17 protein-coding genes are annotated in these 17,444 nt (G+C 60.8%); 14 read left to right on the forward strand and 3 right to left on the reverse strand.

Translation table 11 applies throughout. The features are described from left to right. Window positions 1–196: 196 nt before the first annotated feature. From AC3I65_RS24280 to AC3I65_RS24290, 3 genes are all read left to right on the forward strand, one after another. Window positions 197–598: a lysozyme inhibitor LprI family protein gene (locus AC3I65_RS24280; protein ID WP_047230380.1), complete on the forward strand. Its 402-nt coding sequence runs from the start codon at window positions 197–199 to the stop codon at window positions 596–598. A gap of 225 nt (window positions 599–823) precedes the next feature. Then, window positions 824–1,150 (forward strand): helix-turn-helix domain-containing protein, encoded by a 327-nt coding sequence (locus tag AC3I65_RS24285; RefSeq protein ID WP_047230378.1) that lies wholly within the window; start codon window positions 824–826, stop codon window positions 1,148–1,150. 32 nt (window positions 1,151–1,182) lie between these two features. Beyond that, on the forward strand, window positions 1,183–1,599 hold the full coding sequence (locus tag AC3I65_RS24290) for a DUF3010 family protein (RefSeq protein ID WP_047230377.1): 417 nt from the start codon (window positions 1,183–1,185) through the stop codon (window positions 1,597–1,599). A 267-nt stretch (window positions 1,600–1,866) separates the two neighbouring features. Here AC3I65_RS24290 and AC3I65_RS24295 read toward each other — a convergent pair whose 3' ends face one another. Beyond that, window positions 1,867–2,826, reverse strand: a complete 960-nt coding sequence (locus AC3I65_RS24295) for a GlxA family transcriptional regulator (protein WP_047230376.1) — start codon at window positions 2,824–2,826, stop codon at window positions 1,867–1,869. Window positions 2,827–2,994: 168 nt separating this feature from the next. Between AC3I65_RS24295 and choX the strand changes: the two genes are divergently transcribed. The 6 genes from choX (at window position 2,995) to AC3I65_RS24325 (ending at window position 8,474) form a co-directional block, all read left to right on the forward strand. Then, window positions 2,995–3,939 (forward strand): choline ABC transporter substrate-binding protein, encoded by a 945-nt coding sequence (choX, locus tag AC3I65_RS24300; protein ID WP_047230375.1) that lies wholly within the window; start codon window positions 2,995–2,997, stop codon window positions 3,937–3,939. 72 nt (window positions 3,940–4,011) lie between these two features. Continuing rightward, the gene (gene cdhC / locus AC3I65_RS24305) at window positions 4,012–4,899 is read left to right on the forward strand and encodes a 3-dehydrocarnitine:acetyl-CoA trimethylamine transferase CdhC (RefSeq protein WP_076383396.1); all 888 of its coding nucleotides are present in this window, start codon (window positions 4,012–4,014) and stop codon (window positions 4,897–4,899) included. Window positions 4,900–5,042: 143 nt separating this feature from the next. Then, a complete protein-coding gene (locus AC3I65_RS24310; RefSeq protein WP_281459765.1) occupies window positions 5,043–6,008 on the forward strand; it encodes an L-carnitine dehydrogenase in 966 nt (321 codons plus the stop codon). A 162-nt stretch (window positions 6,009–6,170) separates the two neighbouring features. Beyond that, entirely contained in the window at window positions 6,171–6,647 is a 477-nt protein-coding gene (locus tag AC3I65_RS24315) for a thioesterase family protein (protein WP_047230372.1), read from the forward strand. A 20-nt stretch (window positions 6,648–6,667) separates the two neighbouring features. Continuing rightward, window positions 6,668–7,831, forward strand: a complete 1,164-nt coding sequence (locus tag AC3I65_RS24320) for a gamma-butyrobetaine dioxygenase (RefSeq protein WP_281459764.1) — start codon at window positions 6,668–6,670, stop codon at window positions 7,829–7,831. 379 nt (window positions 7,832–8,210) lie between these two features. After that, window positions 8,211–8,474, forward strand: a complete 264-nt coding sequence (locus AC3I65_RS24325; protein ID WP_047230370.1) for a hypothetical protein — start codon at window positions 8,211–8,213, stop codon at window positions 8,472–8,474. A gap of 96 nt (window positions 8,475–8,570) precedes the next feature. On the opposite strand, the gene gbdR is transcribed toward AC3I65_RS24325, so the two are convergent. Both gbdR and AC3I65_RS24335 read right to left on the reverse strand, forming a co-directional pair. Further along, window positions 8,571–9,674, reverse strand: a complete 1,104-nt coding sequence (gene gbdR / locus AC3I65_RS24330; RefSeq protein ID WP_047230369.1) for a choline metabolism transcriptional regulator GbdR — start codon at window positions 9,672–9,674, stop codon at window positions 8,571–8,573. Window positions 9,675–10,121: 447 nt separating this feature from the next. After that, window positions 10,122–11,498 (reverse strand): L-serine ammonia-lyase, encoded by a 1,377-nt coding sequence (locus AC3I65_RS24335; protein ID WP_047230368.1) that lies wholly within the window; start codon window positions 11,496–11,498, stop codon window positions 10,122–10,124. Between the two features lie 422 nt (window positions 11,499–11,920). Here AC3I65_RS24335 and AC3I65_RS24340 point away from each other — a divergent pair, with 422 nt between their 5' ends. The 5 genes from AC3I65_RS24340 (at window position 11,921) to betB (ending at window position 17,439) form a co-directional block, all read left to right on the forward strand. Next, window positions 11,921–12,868 (forward strand): choline ABC transporter substrate-binding protein, encoded by a 948-nt coding sequence (locus AC3I65_RS24340; RefSeq protein ID WP_047230367.1) that lies wholly within the window; start codon window positions 11,921–11,923, stop codon window positions 12,866–12,868. A gap of 66 nt (window positions 12,869–12,934) precedes the next feature. Beyond that, a complete protein-coding gene (gene choW / locus AC3I65_RS24345; protein WP_047230366.1) occupies window positions 12,935–13,780 on the forward strand; it encodes a choline ABC transporter permease subunit in 846 nt (281 codons plus the stop codon). Then, complete coding sequence (gene choV, locus AC3I65_RS24350; protein WP_047230365.1) at window positions 13,777–14,955, forward strand: choline ABC transporter ATP-binding protein; 1,179 nt, start codon at window positions 13,777–13,779, stop codon at window positions 14,953–14,955. The genes choW and choV overlap by 4 nt, the downstream gene beginning before the upstream one ends. A 310-nt stretch (window positions 14,956–15,265) precedes the next feature. Continuing rightward, window positions 15,266–15,886, forward strand: a complete 621-nt coding sequence (gene betI, locus AC3I65_RS24355; RefSeq protein WP_047230364.1) for a transcriptional regulator BetI — start codon at window positions 15,266–15,268, stop codon at window positions 15,884–15,886. Between the two features lie 80 nt (window positions 15,887–15,966). Beyond that, window positions 15,967–17,439: a betaine-aldehyde dehydrogenase gene (gene betB / locus AC3I65_RS24360; protein WP_047230363.1), complete on the forward strand. Its 1,473-nt coding sequence runs from the start codon at window positions 15,967–15,969 to the stop codon at window positions 17,437–17,439. Window positions 17,440–17,444 lie beyond the last annotated feature (5 nt).

Raw genomic sequence — 17,444 nt, forward strand, 5'->3', positions numbered from 1 at the left:
GTGTGCCGGCGCTTTGGGGCCAGCATATGCCTCGGTGCATTGGCGACCGGGTGCAAAAACGACAGGGGAATTGCCGAAAGCGTCAATCCACGACAAAGGGCTATGAGCGGGCCACCCTACCCGTCTGTTCTTTACCCGAGGCTTACGCCAGAATCCGCCGCATCACTGGCTTTCACTGGACTCGAGCGGCAACGCAATGAAATCAATCATCCTGGCTTTGGCTCTGATCAGCACCGTCGCCCACGCGACCGAAGACACCGAACACAACCCCTGCGACGCCGTGGAAAACGACGTCCAGACCCTGGCCTGCTCGGCCTACGGCAAAGCCGCCGCCGAACAACTGCTCGCCGACAACCTGCAGAGCCTCAACGAACGTCTGCAAACCCTCTACGCCGACAACAAGGCCCAGCTCAACGACATCACCAGCAAAATCAGAGTTGCCCAGCAACTGTGGCAAAAACAACGCGATGCCGACTGCGCCATCGCCGCCTTCCCGGCCAAACCCGGCAGCGAAGCCTACAAAATCGCCGAAAACGACTGCATGGCCCAGGTGAGTGATGACCGGTCGGAGTTCTTGGAGTCGATTGGGCAGGAATAAAGGGCCGTTTACGGAGCAATATTCAGACACCGTTCATACGTTGGCCCTAGAGAAAATATAAGTCAGGATTAGCAAATCTTATAAAAGACTTATATTCCTCCATGAACACTATTCACTGGACCAGAAAGGCCGTTAAGCAGCTTCTGAAAATGCACTCTATGCATCAGGCCCAGGTTCGGGACGGGGCGATCAAGGTCGTCAGCATTCAAGAGGTCAAGAAACGCGATGAACGTACCTACTGATATTCAGATCATAAACGACGCAAACGGGAATCCTGCATTCGTGGTCATTCCGTATGCCCAATACGTTGCGCAAAAAAAAATGGAACCCGATCTGATTCCCCATGAAGTCGTCAGCCGCATTGTCGACGGCGCCACGCCCATCCGTGCATGGCGCGAACATCTGAACTTGACCCAGGATGAGGTCGCCAGGCGCCTGGGTATTTCTCAACCGGCGTTTGCCCAGCAGGAATCAGTCGCCAAACCTCGCCGGGCAACTCGCGAAAAAATTGCCGCCGCCTTTGGTATCCATGCCGATCAGTTGGAGCTGTAAGCTGCACGCCACTATCGAGCAAAGGAATTCACATGAAAATCTGCGGCATCGAAATCAAAGGCAGCGAAGCGATCATTGCCGTTGCCTCGCTGGATCCACAGGCGTTGAGTCACGTCGCGCTGAATACCAAGAAAATCGCCCTGGACGATGATGACGAGGCCGCCAACGTCAAGGCGTTCGCCGCCCAGGTCCGGGCGTTCGTGGTGGATAACGGTATCGACCGCATCGCCATCAAGAAGCGCAGCAAGAAAGGCGAGTTCGCTGGCGGGCCGACCACGTTCAAGATCGAAGGGGTTTTCCAGTTGCTTGAGGGTTGTGAGGTGACGCTGCTGTCGCCGCAGACCATCAATGCGCAGAACAAGAAACACGACTTCGCATTGCCCGCGACGCTGAACAAGTATCAGCATGAGGCTTATAAGGCGGCGTGTTCGGCGCTGGTGAAGAAGTAAGCCTCTTTCAGCCAAACACTGGACTTGCGGCAGTTTTTTGTGTGGGAGCAAGGCTTGCCCGCGATACAGGCGCCTCGCTCTCCCATGCACCGCGCCGCTTTCGTCGCGGGCAAGCCTTGCTCCCACAGAGGTCCGAACGAGCTTGTCGCGATTGGAGCCGGTGAACATGGCGTTGCCCCCCTGCCTCGGTGGTCAACACATGCTTTCATACTCAATTATGGCGACAGGTGTAATTTAGTCGCGAACATAATTGAGTATAAAAGCCTGTCAAACCACCTCCCGCCCATCCCCTTGGCGCCGCCGATCTTCCCGCGGGCACCGTTCAAACCTCGCTCGATAACTGCGGGTGAAGTACGACGGTGATTCGAAACCGCAGGCGATGCTCACTTCCAGCACACTCATGTCGGTCTGGCGCAACAGTTGCCGGGCCTTTTCCAGGCGCAGGCGCAGGTAGAAGTTGCTGGGAGTGTCGTTCAAGTGCAGGCGGAACAGGCGTTCGAGCTGGCGGCGGGTGACGTTGATGGATTCGGCCAGGGCCAAGGTGCTCAGGGGCGGCTCGCTGTGGGTTTCCATCTCGCCGATGACGTGCACCAGCTTCTTGTTGCGAATGCCATAGCGGCTGGCAATTTCCATGCGCTGGTGGTCTTTGCGCGGACGGATGCGGCCGAGCACGAATTGTTCGCTGACCTCAATCGCCAGTTGCGGGCCATGGGCCTGGCCGATCAGGTCCAGCATCAGGTCGATGGACGCAGTGCCGCCGGCGCAGGTGATGCGCCGGCGGTCAATTTCGAACAGTTCCTGGGTCACACTCAGCTGTGGATAAGATTCCTTGAACGCCTCGATCGCTTCCCAGTGCAGGGTTACGCGATGGCCTTCCAGCAGCCCCGCCTCAGCCAGGACCACACTGCCGGTGTCGATGCCGCCCAGGGTGACGCCCTCGTTGTCCAGCCGATGCAGCCAGCGCTCCAACGCCGGGGTCACGAACTTGAGCGGTTCGAACCCCGCCACCACCCAGAGGGTCGCGCCTTTCTTCAATGGCTCCAACGCGGCATCGGCGTTGACCGACATGCCATTGCTTGCCAGCACCGCCCCGCCATCGGCGCTCAACACATGCCAGCGGTACAACTCACCGCGAAAGCGGTTGGCGACCCGCAACGGTTCGATGGCCGAAATGAAACCGATGGCCGAAAAACCCGGCATCAACAAGAAGTAGAAATCCTGGGACATGTAGCGCACTCGGTTGGCGGGTAGCGTGCGCTCCTTGATACGCCACAGGTCGCTGCAGTGCAAGAGCGAGTCGCCGCTGTGCGTTTTGCCGGCGGACTGGCTGCGTAACTTGGCATCACCGGCGCGCAGATGCCGGAACCCATAACAAAGACTGCCGAGGAACCCGACATGAAACGACTGATCAGCTCCTGCGTTCTTGCACTCAGCACCACCACCTTCCTGAGTTCCGCTGCGATGGCAGCCGATCCCGCCGCGTGCCAGAACGTGCGCCTGGGTGTGGTCAACTGGACCGATGTCATCGCCACCAGCGCCATGACCCAAGTGTTGCTCGACGGCCTCGGCTACAAGACCAAACAGACCAGCGCCTCCCAGCAAATCATTTTCGCCGGCATCCGCGACCAGCGCCTGGACATGTTCCTGGGCTATTGGAACCCACTGATGACCCAGACCATCACCCCGTTCGTCGAGGCCAAGCAGGTCAAGGTCCTGGAGCAACCCAGCCTCAAGGACGCCCGCGCCACCCTGGCCGTGCCGACTTATCTGGCCGACAAGGGCCTGAAGACTTTCGCCGACATCGCCAAATTCGAAAAAGAGTTGGGCGGCAAGATCTACGGCATCGAACCCGGTTCCGGCGCCAACACCCAGATCAAGGCGATGATCGCCAAGAACCAGTTCGGCCTGGGCAAATTCCAACTGGTGGAATCCAGCGAAGCCGGCATGCTCGCCGCCGTGGACCGCGCCGTGCGCCGCAAGGAAGCCGTGGTGTTCTTCGGCTGGGCGCCGCACCCGATGAACGTCAACGTGCAAATGACCTACCTCACCGGCAGCGAAGACGCCCTCGGCCCGAACGAAGGCATGGCCACCGTATGGACCGTCACCGCGCCGGACTACGCGCAAAAATGCCCGAACGTCAGCCGTCTGCTGAGCAACCTGACGTTCACCGCCGAAGACGAGAGCCGGATGATGCAGCCACTGCTGGATCACAAGGACCCGCTCGAATCGGCCAAGCAATGGCTCAAGGATAATCCGCAAGACAAGCAACGCTGGCTCGAAGGCGTCACCACCTTCGATGGCAAGCCTGCCGCCGACAACCTGAAACTGACCAGCAACTGAACAAACGCCATCCATCTGCGCAGCGCCAATCGGCTGCGCAGTGACTCATCACGCCTGTAAGGAACCTGCACCATGAACCACGACGTCATCATCACCTGCGCACTCACCGGTGCTGGCGACACGACCGCCAAAAGCCCACACGTGCCGGTCACCCCGAAACAGATCGCCGCGGCTGCCGTCGAGGCCGCCAAGGCCGGCGCCACGGTGGTCCACTGCCACGTTCGCGATCCGCAGACCGGCAAGTTCAGCCGTGACGTGGCGTTGTACCGCGAAGTGATGGAGCGCATCCGAGAGGCGGACGTGGACATCATCGTCAACCTCACCGCCGGCATGGGCGGCGATCTGGAGATCGGCGGCGGCGAAAATCCCATGGAGTTCGGCCCCAATACCGACCTGGTGGGCCCGCTGACCCGCCTGGCCCACGTCGAGGAGTTGCTGCCGGAAATCTGCACTCTGGATTGCGGCACTCTGAACTTCGGCGACGGCGACACCATTTATGTTTCCACCCCGGCGCAACTGCGGGCCGGGGCCAAGCGCATCACCGAACTGGGGGTCAAGGCCGAGCTGGAGATCTTCGACACCGGCCACCTGTGGTTCGCCAAGCAGATGATCAAGGAAGGCCTGTTGGACAACCCGCTGTTCCAGCTTTGCCTGGGCATCCCGTGGGGAGCGCCGGCCGACACCACCACCATGAAAGCCATGGTCGACAACTTGCCGGCGGACGCCGTGTGGGCCGGCTTCGGCATCGGCCGCATGCAAATGCCGATGGCGGCCCAGGCGGTGCTGCTGGGGGGCAACGTGCGGGTCGGCCTGGAAGACAACCTGTGGCTGGACAAAGGCGTGCTCGCCACCAATGGCCAACTGGTGGAACGCGCCAGCGAAATCCTCAGCCGCCTCGGCGCGCGCGTGCTCACGCCGGCGGAGGGGCGCAAGAAGATGGGTCTGACCACCCGCGGCTAAACCCAACCGACACCTTCCCCTGTGGGAGCGAGCCTGCTCGCGATAGCGGTGAAACAGGCGACTGATGTGCCGACTGACACAGCGCCATCGCGAGCAGGCTCGCTCCCACATTTAGATCAGCGAACCCTTTTCAGGAAATCACCATGAGCTTTATCACCGACATCAAGACCTTCGCCGCCCTGGGCAGCGGTGTTATCGGCAGCGGCTGGGTCAGTCGCGCCCTGGCCCATGGCCTGGACGTCGTGGCCTGGGACCCGGCGCCGGGTGCCGAGGCAGCGCTGCGCAAACGCGTGGCCAACGCTTGGGGCGCACTGGAGAAACAAGGCCTGGCACCCGGTGCCTCCCAGGATCGGCTGCGCTTTGTCGCGACCATCGAAGAATGCGTGCGCGACGCCGATTTCATCCAGGAAAGCGCCCCCGAGCGCCTGGAGCTGAAGCTCGAGCTGCACGGCCAGATCAGCGCCGCCGCCAAGCCCAATGCGCTGATTGGTTCCAGCACATCGGGACTGCTGCCAAGCGAGTTCTATGAAGGTTCCACCCACCCGGAACGCTGCGTGGTCGGGCACCCGTTCAACCCGGTCTACCTGCTGCCGCTGGTGGAAGTCGTCGGCGGCAAAAACACCGCGCCCGAAGCGGTACAGGCCGCGATGCGGGTGTATGAGTCCCTCGGCATGCGCCCACTGCATGTACGCAAGGAAGTGCCCGGTTTCATTGCCGACCGGCTGCTCGAAGCGCTCTGGCGCGAAGCCCTGCACCTGGTCAACGACGGTGTGGCTACCACCGGCGAAATCGACGATGCCATCCGTTTTGGCGCCGGCTTGCGCTGGTCGTTCATGGGCACGTTCCTGACTTACACACTGGCCGGTGGCGATGCCGGAATGCGCCATTTCATGGCTCAATTCGGCCCTGCGTTGCAGTTGCCGTGGACCTACCTGCCGGCGCCGGAGCTGACCGACAAGCTGATCGACGATGTGGTGGACGGCACGAGCGAGCAACTGGGCAGCCGCAGCATCTCGGCCCTGGAGCGCTATCGTGATGATTGCCTGCTGGCAGTGCTGGAAGCGGTGAAGACCACCAAAGAAAAGCATGGGATGGCCTTCAGCGAGTAAACCTTGGCTTTTGGATCAGCAGGTCTGGCCCCATCGCGAGCAGGCTCGCTCCCACAGGATTTGAGGTGTGAATGCGATCTGTCTCACCCAGAAGTTCATTGTGGGAGCGAGCCTGCTCGCGATAACGCCAGCCCAGTCACCACAACTGTCGGAACCAGAAACATGCCCACCCTCACCACCTACCAAACCCGCATCCTCCCCGAATGGGTCGATTACAACGGCCATCTGCGCGATGCCTATTACCTGTTGATCTTCAGCTACGCGACCGACGCACTGATGGATCACCTGGGCATGGACAGCCAGAACCGCGAAGCCAGCGGCCACTCGCTGTTCACCCTCGAACTGCACTTGAACTACCTGCACGAAGTGAAGCTCGACGCCCAGGTCGAGGTGCGTACACAGATCATCGGCCACGACGCCAAACGCCTGCATCTCTACCACAGCCTGCACCTGGTCGGCGGCGATAAGGAACTGGCCGGAAACGAGCAGATGCTGCTGCACGTCGACCTGGCTGGCCCGCGCTCGGCGCCCTTCACGGAACAGACCCTGGGCAAGCTCAAAGCCCTGCTCACGGAGCAATCCGACCTGTCGCCGCCGGCCTATATCGGCCGGGTCATCGCATTGCCGCCGGCCCGATAAAACCCGAACAGGAGATCGCCATGAACACCGCCGCCGCTTTTGCCGACTTCCGCCGTTACCCCCTGATCTGTGCATTGACCGCAGTGACGCCCTTGACCGACCGGGTGCAGGTCACCTGGGCCGACGGTCGGATCAGCCCCTTCCATCATCAGTGGCTGCGGGACAACTGCCCCTGCCCACAGTGCGTCTACACCGTGACCCGCGAGCAGGTGCTGGAAATCGTCGATGTACCTGAAGACCTGGCCCCCCGTGCGACCCGTCTCGACAGTGAAGGCTGCCTGTGCGTGGATTGGCAGGACGGCCACCAAAGCCGTTTCGACCCAGGCTGGCTGCGTGCCCATGCCTACGATGATCAGTCCAGGGCTGAACGCCTGGCGAGCAAGCCCAAGCGCCAGCTCTGGCGGCACGACCTGCAACTGCCGGTGTTTGATTACCAGGCGCTGATGGACGACACCGATACGTTGTTGCAATGGTTGCTGGCGGTGCGCGACATCGGCCTGACCCAGGTGCGCGGCGTACCCACCGAACCCGGCTCGCTGAAACTGATCGCCCAGCAGATTTCGTTCATCCGCCAGAGCAACTTCGGCGTGCTGTTCAACGTGCAATCCAAGGCCGATGCCGACAGTAACGCCTACACCGCTTTCAACCTGCCACTGCACAGCGACCTACCCACCCGGGAGCTGCAACCAGGATTACAGTTTCTGCATTGCCTGGTGAATGACGCCGACGGCGGCGAGAGCCTATTTGTCGACGGTTTCGCCATCGCCGAGGCGCTGCGCCAGGAAGACCCCGAGGCCTTTGCCGCGCTGTGTGAAATCCCGGTGGAGTTTCGCAACAAGGACCGCCACAGTGATTACCGCTGCCTGGCGCCCATTATCGCGCTGGATGCCCTGGGACAGGTCTCGGAGATCCGCATGGCGAACTTTCTGCGCGGGCCGTTCGACACCTCGGTCGAGCAGATGCCCAGGCTCTACCGTGCCTACCGCCGCTTCATAGCGCTGACTCGCGAGCCGCAGTTCCGCCTGATGCAAAGGCTTGAACCCGGCCAACTGTGGTGTTTCGACAACCGCCGTACCCTGCACGCCCGCAATGCCTTCGACCCGGCCACCGGAGCTCGACATTTCCAAGGGTGCTATGTGGATCGCGATGAGTTGCTGTCGAAGATTCTGGTGTTGCAACGGTAGACCGCGTCATCGTTCATCGCGAGCAGGCTCGCTCCCACAGGGGCTCTGTGTCGTGCACAAGGCCTGTGGGAGCGAGCCTGCTCGCGATAGCGGTCTGTCCAACACCCCATCACCCTCTGATTCACCCAGGCAAAAAAATCCCCGATCAAGCCGTGACTGGATCGGGGCAGTTGCGTTACTGGAGGAGCTGTTGCGCGAGGGTGACCAAACCGTCGTGATTCAGCTTGGGGCCAGTGTGCCCAGTCCAGGCCTGGGCAAGTTAGCCGAAAACGACGCCCCCATAGTCATTCATGACATCGCGACCATTTGCCCTTGCCGCCGCTTCGGCCGGCTACCAGAATCGAGTCACGACCCCAATCCCTGAACAAGGAAAAGCGTCATGATGTACGCCGATTTGATCGACCAGGAAGACCTGCTGGGCCAGCTCAAGGCCCTGGGGCTGCAAATACCCAGCGGCTCCACCGCCGAACAGGCCTGCGAGTGTGCGGTGCGCGGGCTGGACACGGCCCGCGCCAATGAACTGCGCAAGATGGTCAAGGACATGTACATCAGCGGCGCCACCATCCTGCCCGCCGTGCGTCGGGCGATTGATCTGCAGCTGCTGCCGGCTTTGGCGGAGTATCAGAAAAACCAGAACGTCTGAAAAACCTATCGCGAGCAGGCTCGCTCCCACAGTGATTCGGTGTCGATCACAGAACCTGTGGGAGCGAGCCTGCTCGCGATTGACGGCGCCTCGGTCTTAAAGCCTCACACTGGCAAACGTCGACTCATTGCGCGCCTGGCTCAACGCTGACAACGGGCCAGACAATGGCGACAGCACCAGCGCCTGTGGCAGCGGCATCATCGCCACCTGCTGCGCGGTGTTGGAGCCGACGCGCTCGTCGCGCGGTGGAATGCCGAAGTATTCGCGGTAGCACTTGGAGAAGTGCGGCGTGGAAACGAAACCGCACACCGACGCCACTTCGATGATCGACATCGGCGTCTGCTTGAGCAGTTGCCGCGCCCGGATCAGCCGCAGCTTGAGGTAATAGCGCGACGGCGAGCAATGCAGGTATTTCTGGAACAAGCGCTCCAACTGGCGCCGGGAGACGGCGACGTACACCGCCAGTTCGTCCAGGTCGATCGGCTCTTCGAGATTGGCTTCCATCAGCGCGACGATTTCCTGCAACTTCGGCTGATTGGTGCCCAGCATGTGCTTGAGTGGCACGCGCTGGTGATCCTGCTCGTTGCGAATGCGCTCATAGACAAACATTTCGGAGATCGCTGCCGACAACTCGCGGCCGTGATCGCGGCTGATCAGGTGCAGCATCATGTCCAGTGGCGCGGTGCCGCCGGAACTGGTGAAGCGGTTGCGGTCGAGGGTGAACAGACGGGTACTCATCGATACCCGCGGAAAGGCTTCCTGCATTGCCGCCAGACATTCCCAGTGCACACTGCAATCGAAGCCATCCAGCAGACCCGCGCAGGCCAAGGCCCAACTGCCGGTGCAGACCGCGCCGAGGCGCCGGGACTGACGGGCCTGGCTCTGCAGCCATGACACGTGTTCACGGGTGACGGTGCGCTGAATGCCGACGCCGCCACACACAATGACGGTGTCGATGGGCGGCGCTTTGTGCATGGCCGCGTCCGGCGTGATTTGCAAGCCATCACTGGCCCAGACCTGGCCGCCATCAACAGTGAGGGTGGTCCAGCGATACAGCTCACGACCGGACAGCTGGTTGGCCATGCGCAGCGGCTCCACCGCGGACGCCAGGGAAATGAGCGTGAAATTGTCCAGCAGCAAAAAGCCGATGGATTGAGGCGCACGGTTCTGGGGTTGGGCCCCTGAGTTGGACGTCGTCATCGCGGTATCTCCTCACACAAAGCAAGTGATGGCCTCAGGCGGAGGCTCTTTTTATTGGTTGTTGCCCTCGGTCTCTACGCAAGAGACGGGCTTTGCATCGATAGAGCAATTGCCATGCCTAAATTGAATGCGTGTTCAATAAATCCTGAAAACGACATCGCGGCCAGTCTAAATAAGGCACGCGATGAGTGTGGGTTATAGGTGCCATCAGGGGCGGCAGGCACCCGCCACCGTTGGCCGTGAGCAGAACGGTAGCACTTGTGGGAACTGGGCTGCGCCACTTGCGCAACCGGTATCACCACAGGTGCGAATGACGAACGGTCGAGGGACGAACAGCGGTGGGTCCGACAAACGGTGTCATGTCTGTTTGCGACGCGCTAAAAGGTGGCGCGTTTGTGGATCAGTGTGCATTTTGTGAGCGATATGCGATCGCCTCTGGCGAGGAGATCAGCACTCCACCGCACTGACCGCCAGTCCACCGCGCGATGTCTCTTTATATTTGTCATGCATGTCGGCGCCGGTATCGCGCATGGTGCGGATCACCCGGTCCAGAGAGATGAAGTGCTGGCCGTCTCCGCGCAGCGCCATCTGCGCGGCGTTGATGGCTTTCACCGCGGCTATCGCGTTGCGCTCGATACACGGCACCTGTACCAGGCCGCCCACCGGATCGCAGGTCAGGCCAAGGTTGTGCTCCAGGCCGATTTCCGCCGCATTGCACAGTTGCTCAGGCGTCGCACCGAGGATCTCCGCCAGGCCGGCCGCCGCCATGGCGCAGGCCGAGCCCACCTCCCCTTGGCAACCGACTTCGGCACCGGAGATAGAGGCGTTCTTTTTACACAGGATGCCCACCGCCGCCGCGCCGAGGAAGTAATCCACAACGTTGGCATCGGTGACCGCTTCGCTGAATTTCATGAAGTAATGCAGCACCGCCGGAATGATCCCCGCCGCACCATTGGTCGGGGCCGTGACCATGCGCCCACCGGCGGCGTTTTCTTCATTGACCGCCAGGGCGAACAGGTTGACCCATTCCATGGCGCTGAGCGTCGAGCCGATGACATTGGGCTTGTTCAGCTCTTGCAGGCTGCGGTGCAGCTTGGCCGCTCGCCGGCGCACATTCAAACCGCCGGGCAAGATGCCCTCATGCTTGAGACCCTGCTCGACGCAATCCTGCATCGCCCGCCAGAGTTTCATCAGGCCGCTGCGGATCTCCTCCTCCGAGCGCCAGACCTTTTCGTTGGCCATCATGAGCTCGGCCACCCGAAGGTTGTGGGTGCTACACAACTGGAGCAGTTCTTCGGCACTGGAAAAATCGTAAGGCAGTTCAGTGACGTCCAGATCCACCACGCCGCTGGACGCCTGGGCCTGATCGACGACGAAGCCACCGCCGACTGAATAATAGGTGTCGCGGTGCAACTCGCCGTGGTCACCCTCGGCCACCAGCGTCATCGCGTTGGGGTGGAACGGCAGGTTTTCGTCGAGCAGGCGCATATCCCGGGACCAGACGAAAGGCACCGGCAGGCGACCGTCCAGCAGCAGGGTCTGGGTTTGGCGCAACAACTCGATGCGCGGGCCAATCTGCGACGGATCGATCGCGTCTGGCCACTCGCCCATCAAACCCATGATCACCGCGTTGTCACTGCCATGGCCGATGCCTGTTGCTGACAACGAGCCGAACAGCTGCACCTCGACCCGACGCACATCGCGCAGCAACGACTTCGCGCGCATCGCTTCAACGAACAGCGCTGCAGCGCGCATGGGCCCCACGGTGTGGGAACTGGACGGGCCGATACCAATTTTGAACAGGTCGAACACGCTGATTGCCATTGCCGAGAACCTCCAGAACAGGCACATCCGGGCGCAGGAGCGCCCGGTGGCGGAGCTGCTACGCTCAACGCCGGGATGCCCGCATCATCCGGCTTTTGCCAGGGCGTTCGACGTCTGACACCGACGCAATCATGCCCACCGACGTCGCCCGCCCTTTGCCCCGGTTTTACGACGTTTTTTGCGTATCAGAGGCCAGCCAAGGGTGAAAAAAATCTGTAAACGACGTCACTGACACTGGATGCGACCCTCCCTGTACTGGATACGACGCACCCTGTAGGCGACAGATTTGCACTGGTACATGATCGGTTACGGCTCGTTTGCAAGGCCGCGTGTCGAAGAGTGCCCACGCGCCACCAACCGCAACCCCAATAAGCGCGGTGGTCCTGACCGGACACCGCCGATAAAACACCAGGAGTCCACCCATGAAAGGTTCCACGCCGTTGTTGTTGGCCGCCATGCTGAGTCTTCCGATGCTGGCCAACGCTGCTGAACCCGCGCAGTGCAGCACCGTCAACTTCTCCGATGTCGGCTGGACCGACATCACCGTGACCACCGCCACCACCAGCGTGGTACTTGAGGCCCTGGGCTACAAAACCAAGACCACCATGATTTCCGTACCGGTGACCTACAAGTCCCTGGCCGACGGCAAGAACATGGATGTGTTCCTCGGCAACTGGATGCCGACGATGGAAAACGACATCAAGGCCTACCGCGAAGCCGGCACCGTGGATACGGTGCGGGCCAACCTGGAGAACGCCAAGTACACCCTGGCGGTGCCCGAAGAGCTCTATAACAAAGGGCTGAAGGATTTCGCCGACATCGCCAAGTTCAAGAAGGAACTGGACGGCAAGATCTACGGCATCGAACCGGGTAACGACGGCAACCGCCTGATCCAGAGCATGATCGACAAGAATGCCTTCGGCCTGAAGGACGCCGGTTTCAAGATCGTCGAGTCCAGCGAAGCCGGCATGTTGTCACAGGTCGATCGCGCCGAGCGCCGCAGCACCGCCGTGGTGTTCCTGGGCTGGGAACCTCATCCGATGAACACCCGCTTCAAAATGAAGTACCTCACCGGTGGTGACGAGTACTTCGGTCCGAATTTCGGCCAGGCAACCATCTACACCAATACCCGCAAAGGCTACGTCCAGGAATGCAGCAACGTAGGTCAGTTGTTGAAAAACCTGACCTTCACCCTGGACATGGAAAGCACGCTGATGGGCAACGTGCTTGACGACAAGATGAAGCCTGACGCAGCCGCCAAGGCCTGGCTGAAGAAAAACCCACAGGTACTCGATACCTGGCTCGCTGGCGTGACCACCATTGACGGTAAACCCGGCCTGGAAGCCGTGAAAGCCAAGCTTGCGCAGTAATGCTTTTATGCCGGGCGGGTTCGCTCGTCCGGGCTGTTTATTCCTTGCATGCGGATGTTCACTACCATGCTGATTGATCAGAAAATACCCTTGGGCCAGTACATTGCGGGCTTTGTCGACTGGTTGACGCAACACGGCGCCAACACATTCGATGCCATCGCCTTGTCACTGGAAACGATGATTCACGGCGTGACGTTTGCGCTGACCTGGTTCAACCCGCTTGTCTTGATCGGCCTCATCGCTCTACTGGCGCATTTTATCCAGCGCAAGTGGGGCCTGACGGTCTTCGTTATCGCAGCCTTTCTGCTTATCCTGAACCTGGGTTACTGGCAGGAAACCATGGAAACCCTGGCCCAGGTGCTGTTCGCGACCCTGGTCTGTGTCTTGATCGGCGTGCCGCTGGGCATTGTTGCCGCGCACAAGCCGCTGTTCTACACCATGATGCGTCCGGTGCTCGATCTGATGCAGACCGTACCGACCTTCGTTTACCTCATTCCTACCCTGACCCTTTTCGGGCTGGGTGTGGTCCCCGGTCTGATCTCGACGGTGGTGTTCGCGATTGCCGCGCCCATCCGCTTGACCTACCTGGGTATCCGCGACGTTCCGGACGAACTGATGGACGCCGGCAAAGCCTTCGGCTGCTCCCGTCGCCAACTGCTGTCCCGTATCGAACTGCCCCATGCGATGCCCAGCATCGCGGCCGGTATCACCCAATGCATCATGCTGTCGTTGTCGATGGTGGTCATCGCCGCGCTGGTGGGTGCCGACGGCCTGGGCAAACCCGTGGTCAACGCACTGAACACCGCTGATATCGCCCTGGGCTTCGAAGCAGGCCTGGCGATCGTATTGCTGGCAATCATGCTCGACCGAATCTGCAAGCAACCCGACGCCAAAGTAGGGGGTGACGCATGAGCATAATCCGCTTCGAAGAGGTCGACGTGATCTTCTCCAAAGATCCACGTGAAGCCCTCAAGCTGCTCGACCAAGGCATGACGCGCAACGAAATCCTGAAGAAAACCGGGCAAATCGTCGGTGTGGAAAAAGCCAGCCTGGACATTGAAAAAGGCGAAATCTGCGTACTGATGGGGCTGTCCGGCTCCGGTAAATCCAGCCTGCTGCGTTGCATCAACGGCTTGAACACCGTCAGTCGCGGGAAGTTGTTCGTCGAGCATGAAGGCCGGCAGATCGACATCGCCTCCTGCAGCCCGGCCGAACTGAAGATGATGCGCACCAAGCGCATTGCCATGGTGTTCCAGAAGTTCGCCCTGATGCCCTGGCTTACGGTGCGCGAAAACATCAGCTTCGGCCTGGAAATGCAGGGCCGGCCGGAAAAGGAACGCAAGAAGCTGGTGGATGAAAAACTTGAGCTGGTGGGCCTGACCCAGTGGCGCAACAAGAAACCGGACGAGTTGTCCGGCGGCATGCAGCAACGGGTCGGTCTGGCCCGCGCCCTGGCGATGGACGCCGATATCCTGCTGATGGACGAACCTTTCTCGGCCCTCGACCCACTGATCCGCCAGGGCTTGCAGGACGAATTGCTGGAATTGCAACGCAAACTGAGCAAGACCATCGTGTTCGTCAGCCATGACCTGGACGAAGCCTTGAAGCTGGGCAGCCGGATCGCGATCATGAAAGACGGCCGGATCATCCAGTACAGCAAGCCGGAAGAAATCGTGCTGAACCCGGCCGACGATTACGTGCGCACCTTCGTCGCCCACACCAACCCGCTCAACGTGCTCTGTGGCCGCAGCCTGATGCGCACCCTGGACAACTGCAAGCGCATCAACGGTTCGGTGTGCCTGGATCCGGGCGGCGACTCCTGGCTCGATCTGGCCGAAGGCAACACCATCAAGGGCGCCCGCCAGAACGGCGCGGTGCTGGACCTGCAAAACTGGGCCCCGGGCCAAGCCGTCGAAGGCCTGGGCCGTCGTCCGACCCTGGTGGACTCCAACATCGGCATGCGCGACGCGCTGCAGATTCGCTACCAGACCGGCAACAAGCTGGTACTTCACGATAACCAGCAGGTCGTCGGGATTCTTGGCGACAGTGAGCTGTACCACGCACTGCTCGGCAAAAACCTGGGCTAAGCGAAACCGACAAAAACGCCGCGAGACGATCGCGGCGTTTTTGTTTGGGTGATTCTGAACTGCTGACCAGCTTGACTTGGAATGCAAATCCCCTCACCACAACAGTATTCCAGCTATCAAGCGCATTTGGCCTACATGCCAACCGACGAGTGTTATAAAGACATCCCCAAAAGTCCTCGCCCCGGCAAATAGCGACGACTTGTCATAGAACTTATTTTTGTTGATTGAACGTTCAATCAAAACAAAATAGACTGGCCTTCATTCCGATAGACAACACTCATCCATCGGATGGCCTAAGGAGATGTACCAGATGCCCAAGGTCGGTATGCAACCCATCCGCCGCCAGCAATTGATCGAAGCCACTATGCAAGCGGTCGATCAGGTCGGGATGGGGGACGCCAGCATTGCGCTGATCGCCCGTTTGGCCGGTGTCTCCAACGGCATCATCAGCCACTACTTCAAGGACAAGAATGGCCTGATCGCGGCCACGGCCCAGTACCTGATGAGTGTCCTGAGCGAGAACGTCACTGCACGCCGTCAGGCGCTGGAGGACCCAAGCCCAAGGGCTCACCTGCAGGTGATCATCGAAGGCAACTTCGACGCCAGCCAGGTCAATGGCCCGGCAATGAAAACCTGGTTGGCCTTTTGGGCCACCAGCATGCACCACCCGTCTTTGCACAGGTTGCAGCGGATCAACGATCACCGTCTGTATTCCAACCTGTGTTGCCAGTTCCGCCGCGTGTTGCCCCTCGATGAGGCACGTAGCGCGGCACGGGGCCTGGCCGCGTTGATTGACGGTTTGTGGCTGCGCGGGGCGCTGTCGGGAGACGCGTTCGATACCGCCCAGGCGCACCGGATCGCTTACGAATACATGGATTTCCAATTGGCCAAGGCAGGGGTAACAGAGCACACAGAACCGCTCGGCTCCTGAACCGCCACCGAACCGCGTAGTCAGCTGTAGACGACACGCCCCGGTGGTCAGCCAACCACTCATGCACTTGCGAGGACTTTATGGCCCGTTTCGAACTGCAAAAACTCTACATCGATGGCGCGTACAGCGATGCCAGCGGCGACGCCACTTTCGAAGCCATCAACCCGGCCAACGGTGAAGTACTCGCCCAGGTGCAGCGGGCCACCAAAGAAGACGTCGAGCGCGCCGTGGTCAGCGCCGAAAAAGGCCAGAAAGTCTGGGCCGCCATGACCGCCATGCAGCGTTCACGCATCCTGCGCCGCGCCGTAGAGATCCTGCGCGAGCGCAACGATGAGTTGGCCGCCCTGGAAACCCTCGACACTGGCAAAGCCTATTCCGAAACCCGCTACGTCGACATCGTCACCGGCGCCGACGTGCTGGAATACTACGCCGGCCTGGTGCCCGCCATCGAAGGCGAGCAGGTGCCGCTGCGCACCACTTCGTTCGTCTACACCCGTCGCGAACCCCTGGGCGTGGTGGCCGGCATCGGCGCGTGGAACTACCCGATCCAGATCGCGTTGTGGAAATCGGCCCCGGCCCTGGCCGCTGGCAACGCGATGATCTTCAAGCCGAGCGAAGTCACCTCGCTGACCACCCTGAAACTGGCCGAGATCTACACCGAAGCCGGCGTTCCAGCGGGGGTGTTCAACGTGCTGACGGGCAGCGGCCGTGAAGTCGGCACCTGGCTGACCGAGCACCCGCGCATCGAGAAAATCTCGTTCACCGGCGGCACCGACACCGGCAAGAAAGTCATGGCCAGCGCCTCGAGCTCGTCGCTCAAGGACGTGACCATGGAACTGGGCGGCAAGTCACCGCTGATCATCTTCGACGACGCCGACCTGGATCGCGCCGCCGACACCGCGATGATGGCCAACTTCTACAGCTCCGGCCAGGTCTGCACCAACGGCACCCGGGTGTTCGTGCCGAGCCATCTCAAGGCAGCTTTCGAAGCCAAGATCGCCGAGCGCGTGGCACGTATTCGCATCGGCAATCCAGAAGATGAAAACACCAACTTCGGGCCGCTGGTCAGCTTCGCCCACATGGAAAGCGTGTTGGGCTACATCGAGAAAGGCAAGGCCGAGGGCGCGCGCCTGCTGTGCGGCGGCGGTCGTTTGACTGAAGGCGAATTGGCCAAGGGCGCGTTCGTCGCCCCGACCGTGTTCACCGATTGCACCGACGAGATGACCATCGTGCGCGAAGAAATCTTTGGTCCGGTGATGAGCATCCTCACCTATGAAACCGAAGAAGAAGTGATCCGCCGCGCCAACGACACCGACTTCGGCCTGGCCGCCGGCGTCGTGACCCGCGACCTGAACCGCGCGCACCGCGTGATTCATCAGCTCGAAGCCGGCATCTGCTGGATCAACGCCTGGGGCGAATCGGCCGCCGAAATGCCGGTCGGCGGTTACAAGCAATCGGGCGTGGGCCGGGAGAACGGCATCAGTTCGCTGAACAACTTCACCCGTATCAAATCGGTACAGGTCGAACTGGGCGATTACGCGTCGGTGTTCTGATCTGA

This window comes from Pseudomonas sp. N-1-13 (assembly GCF_057787095.1).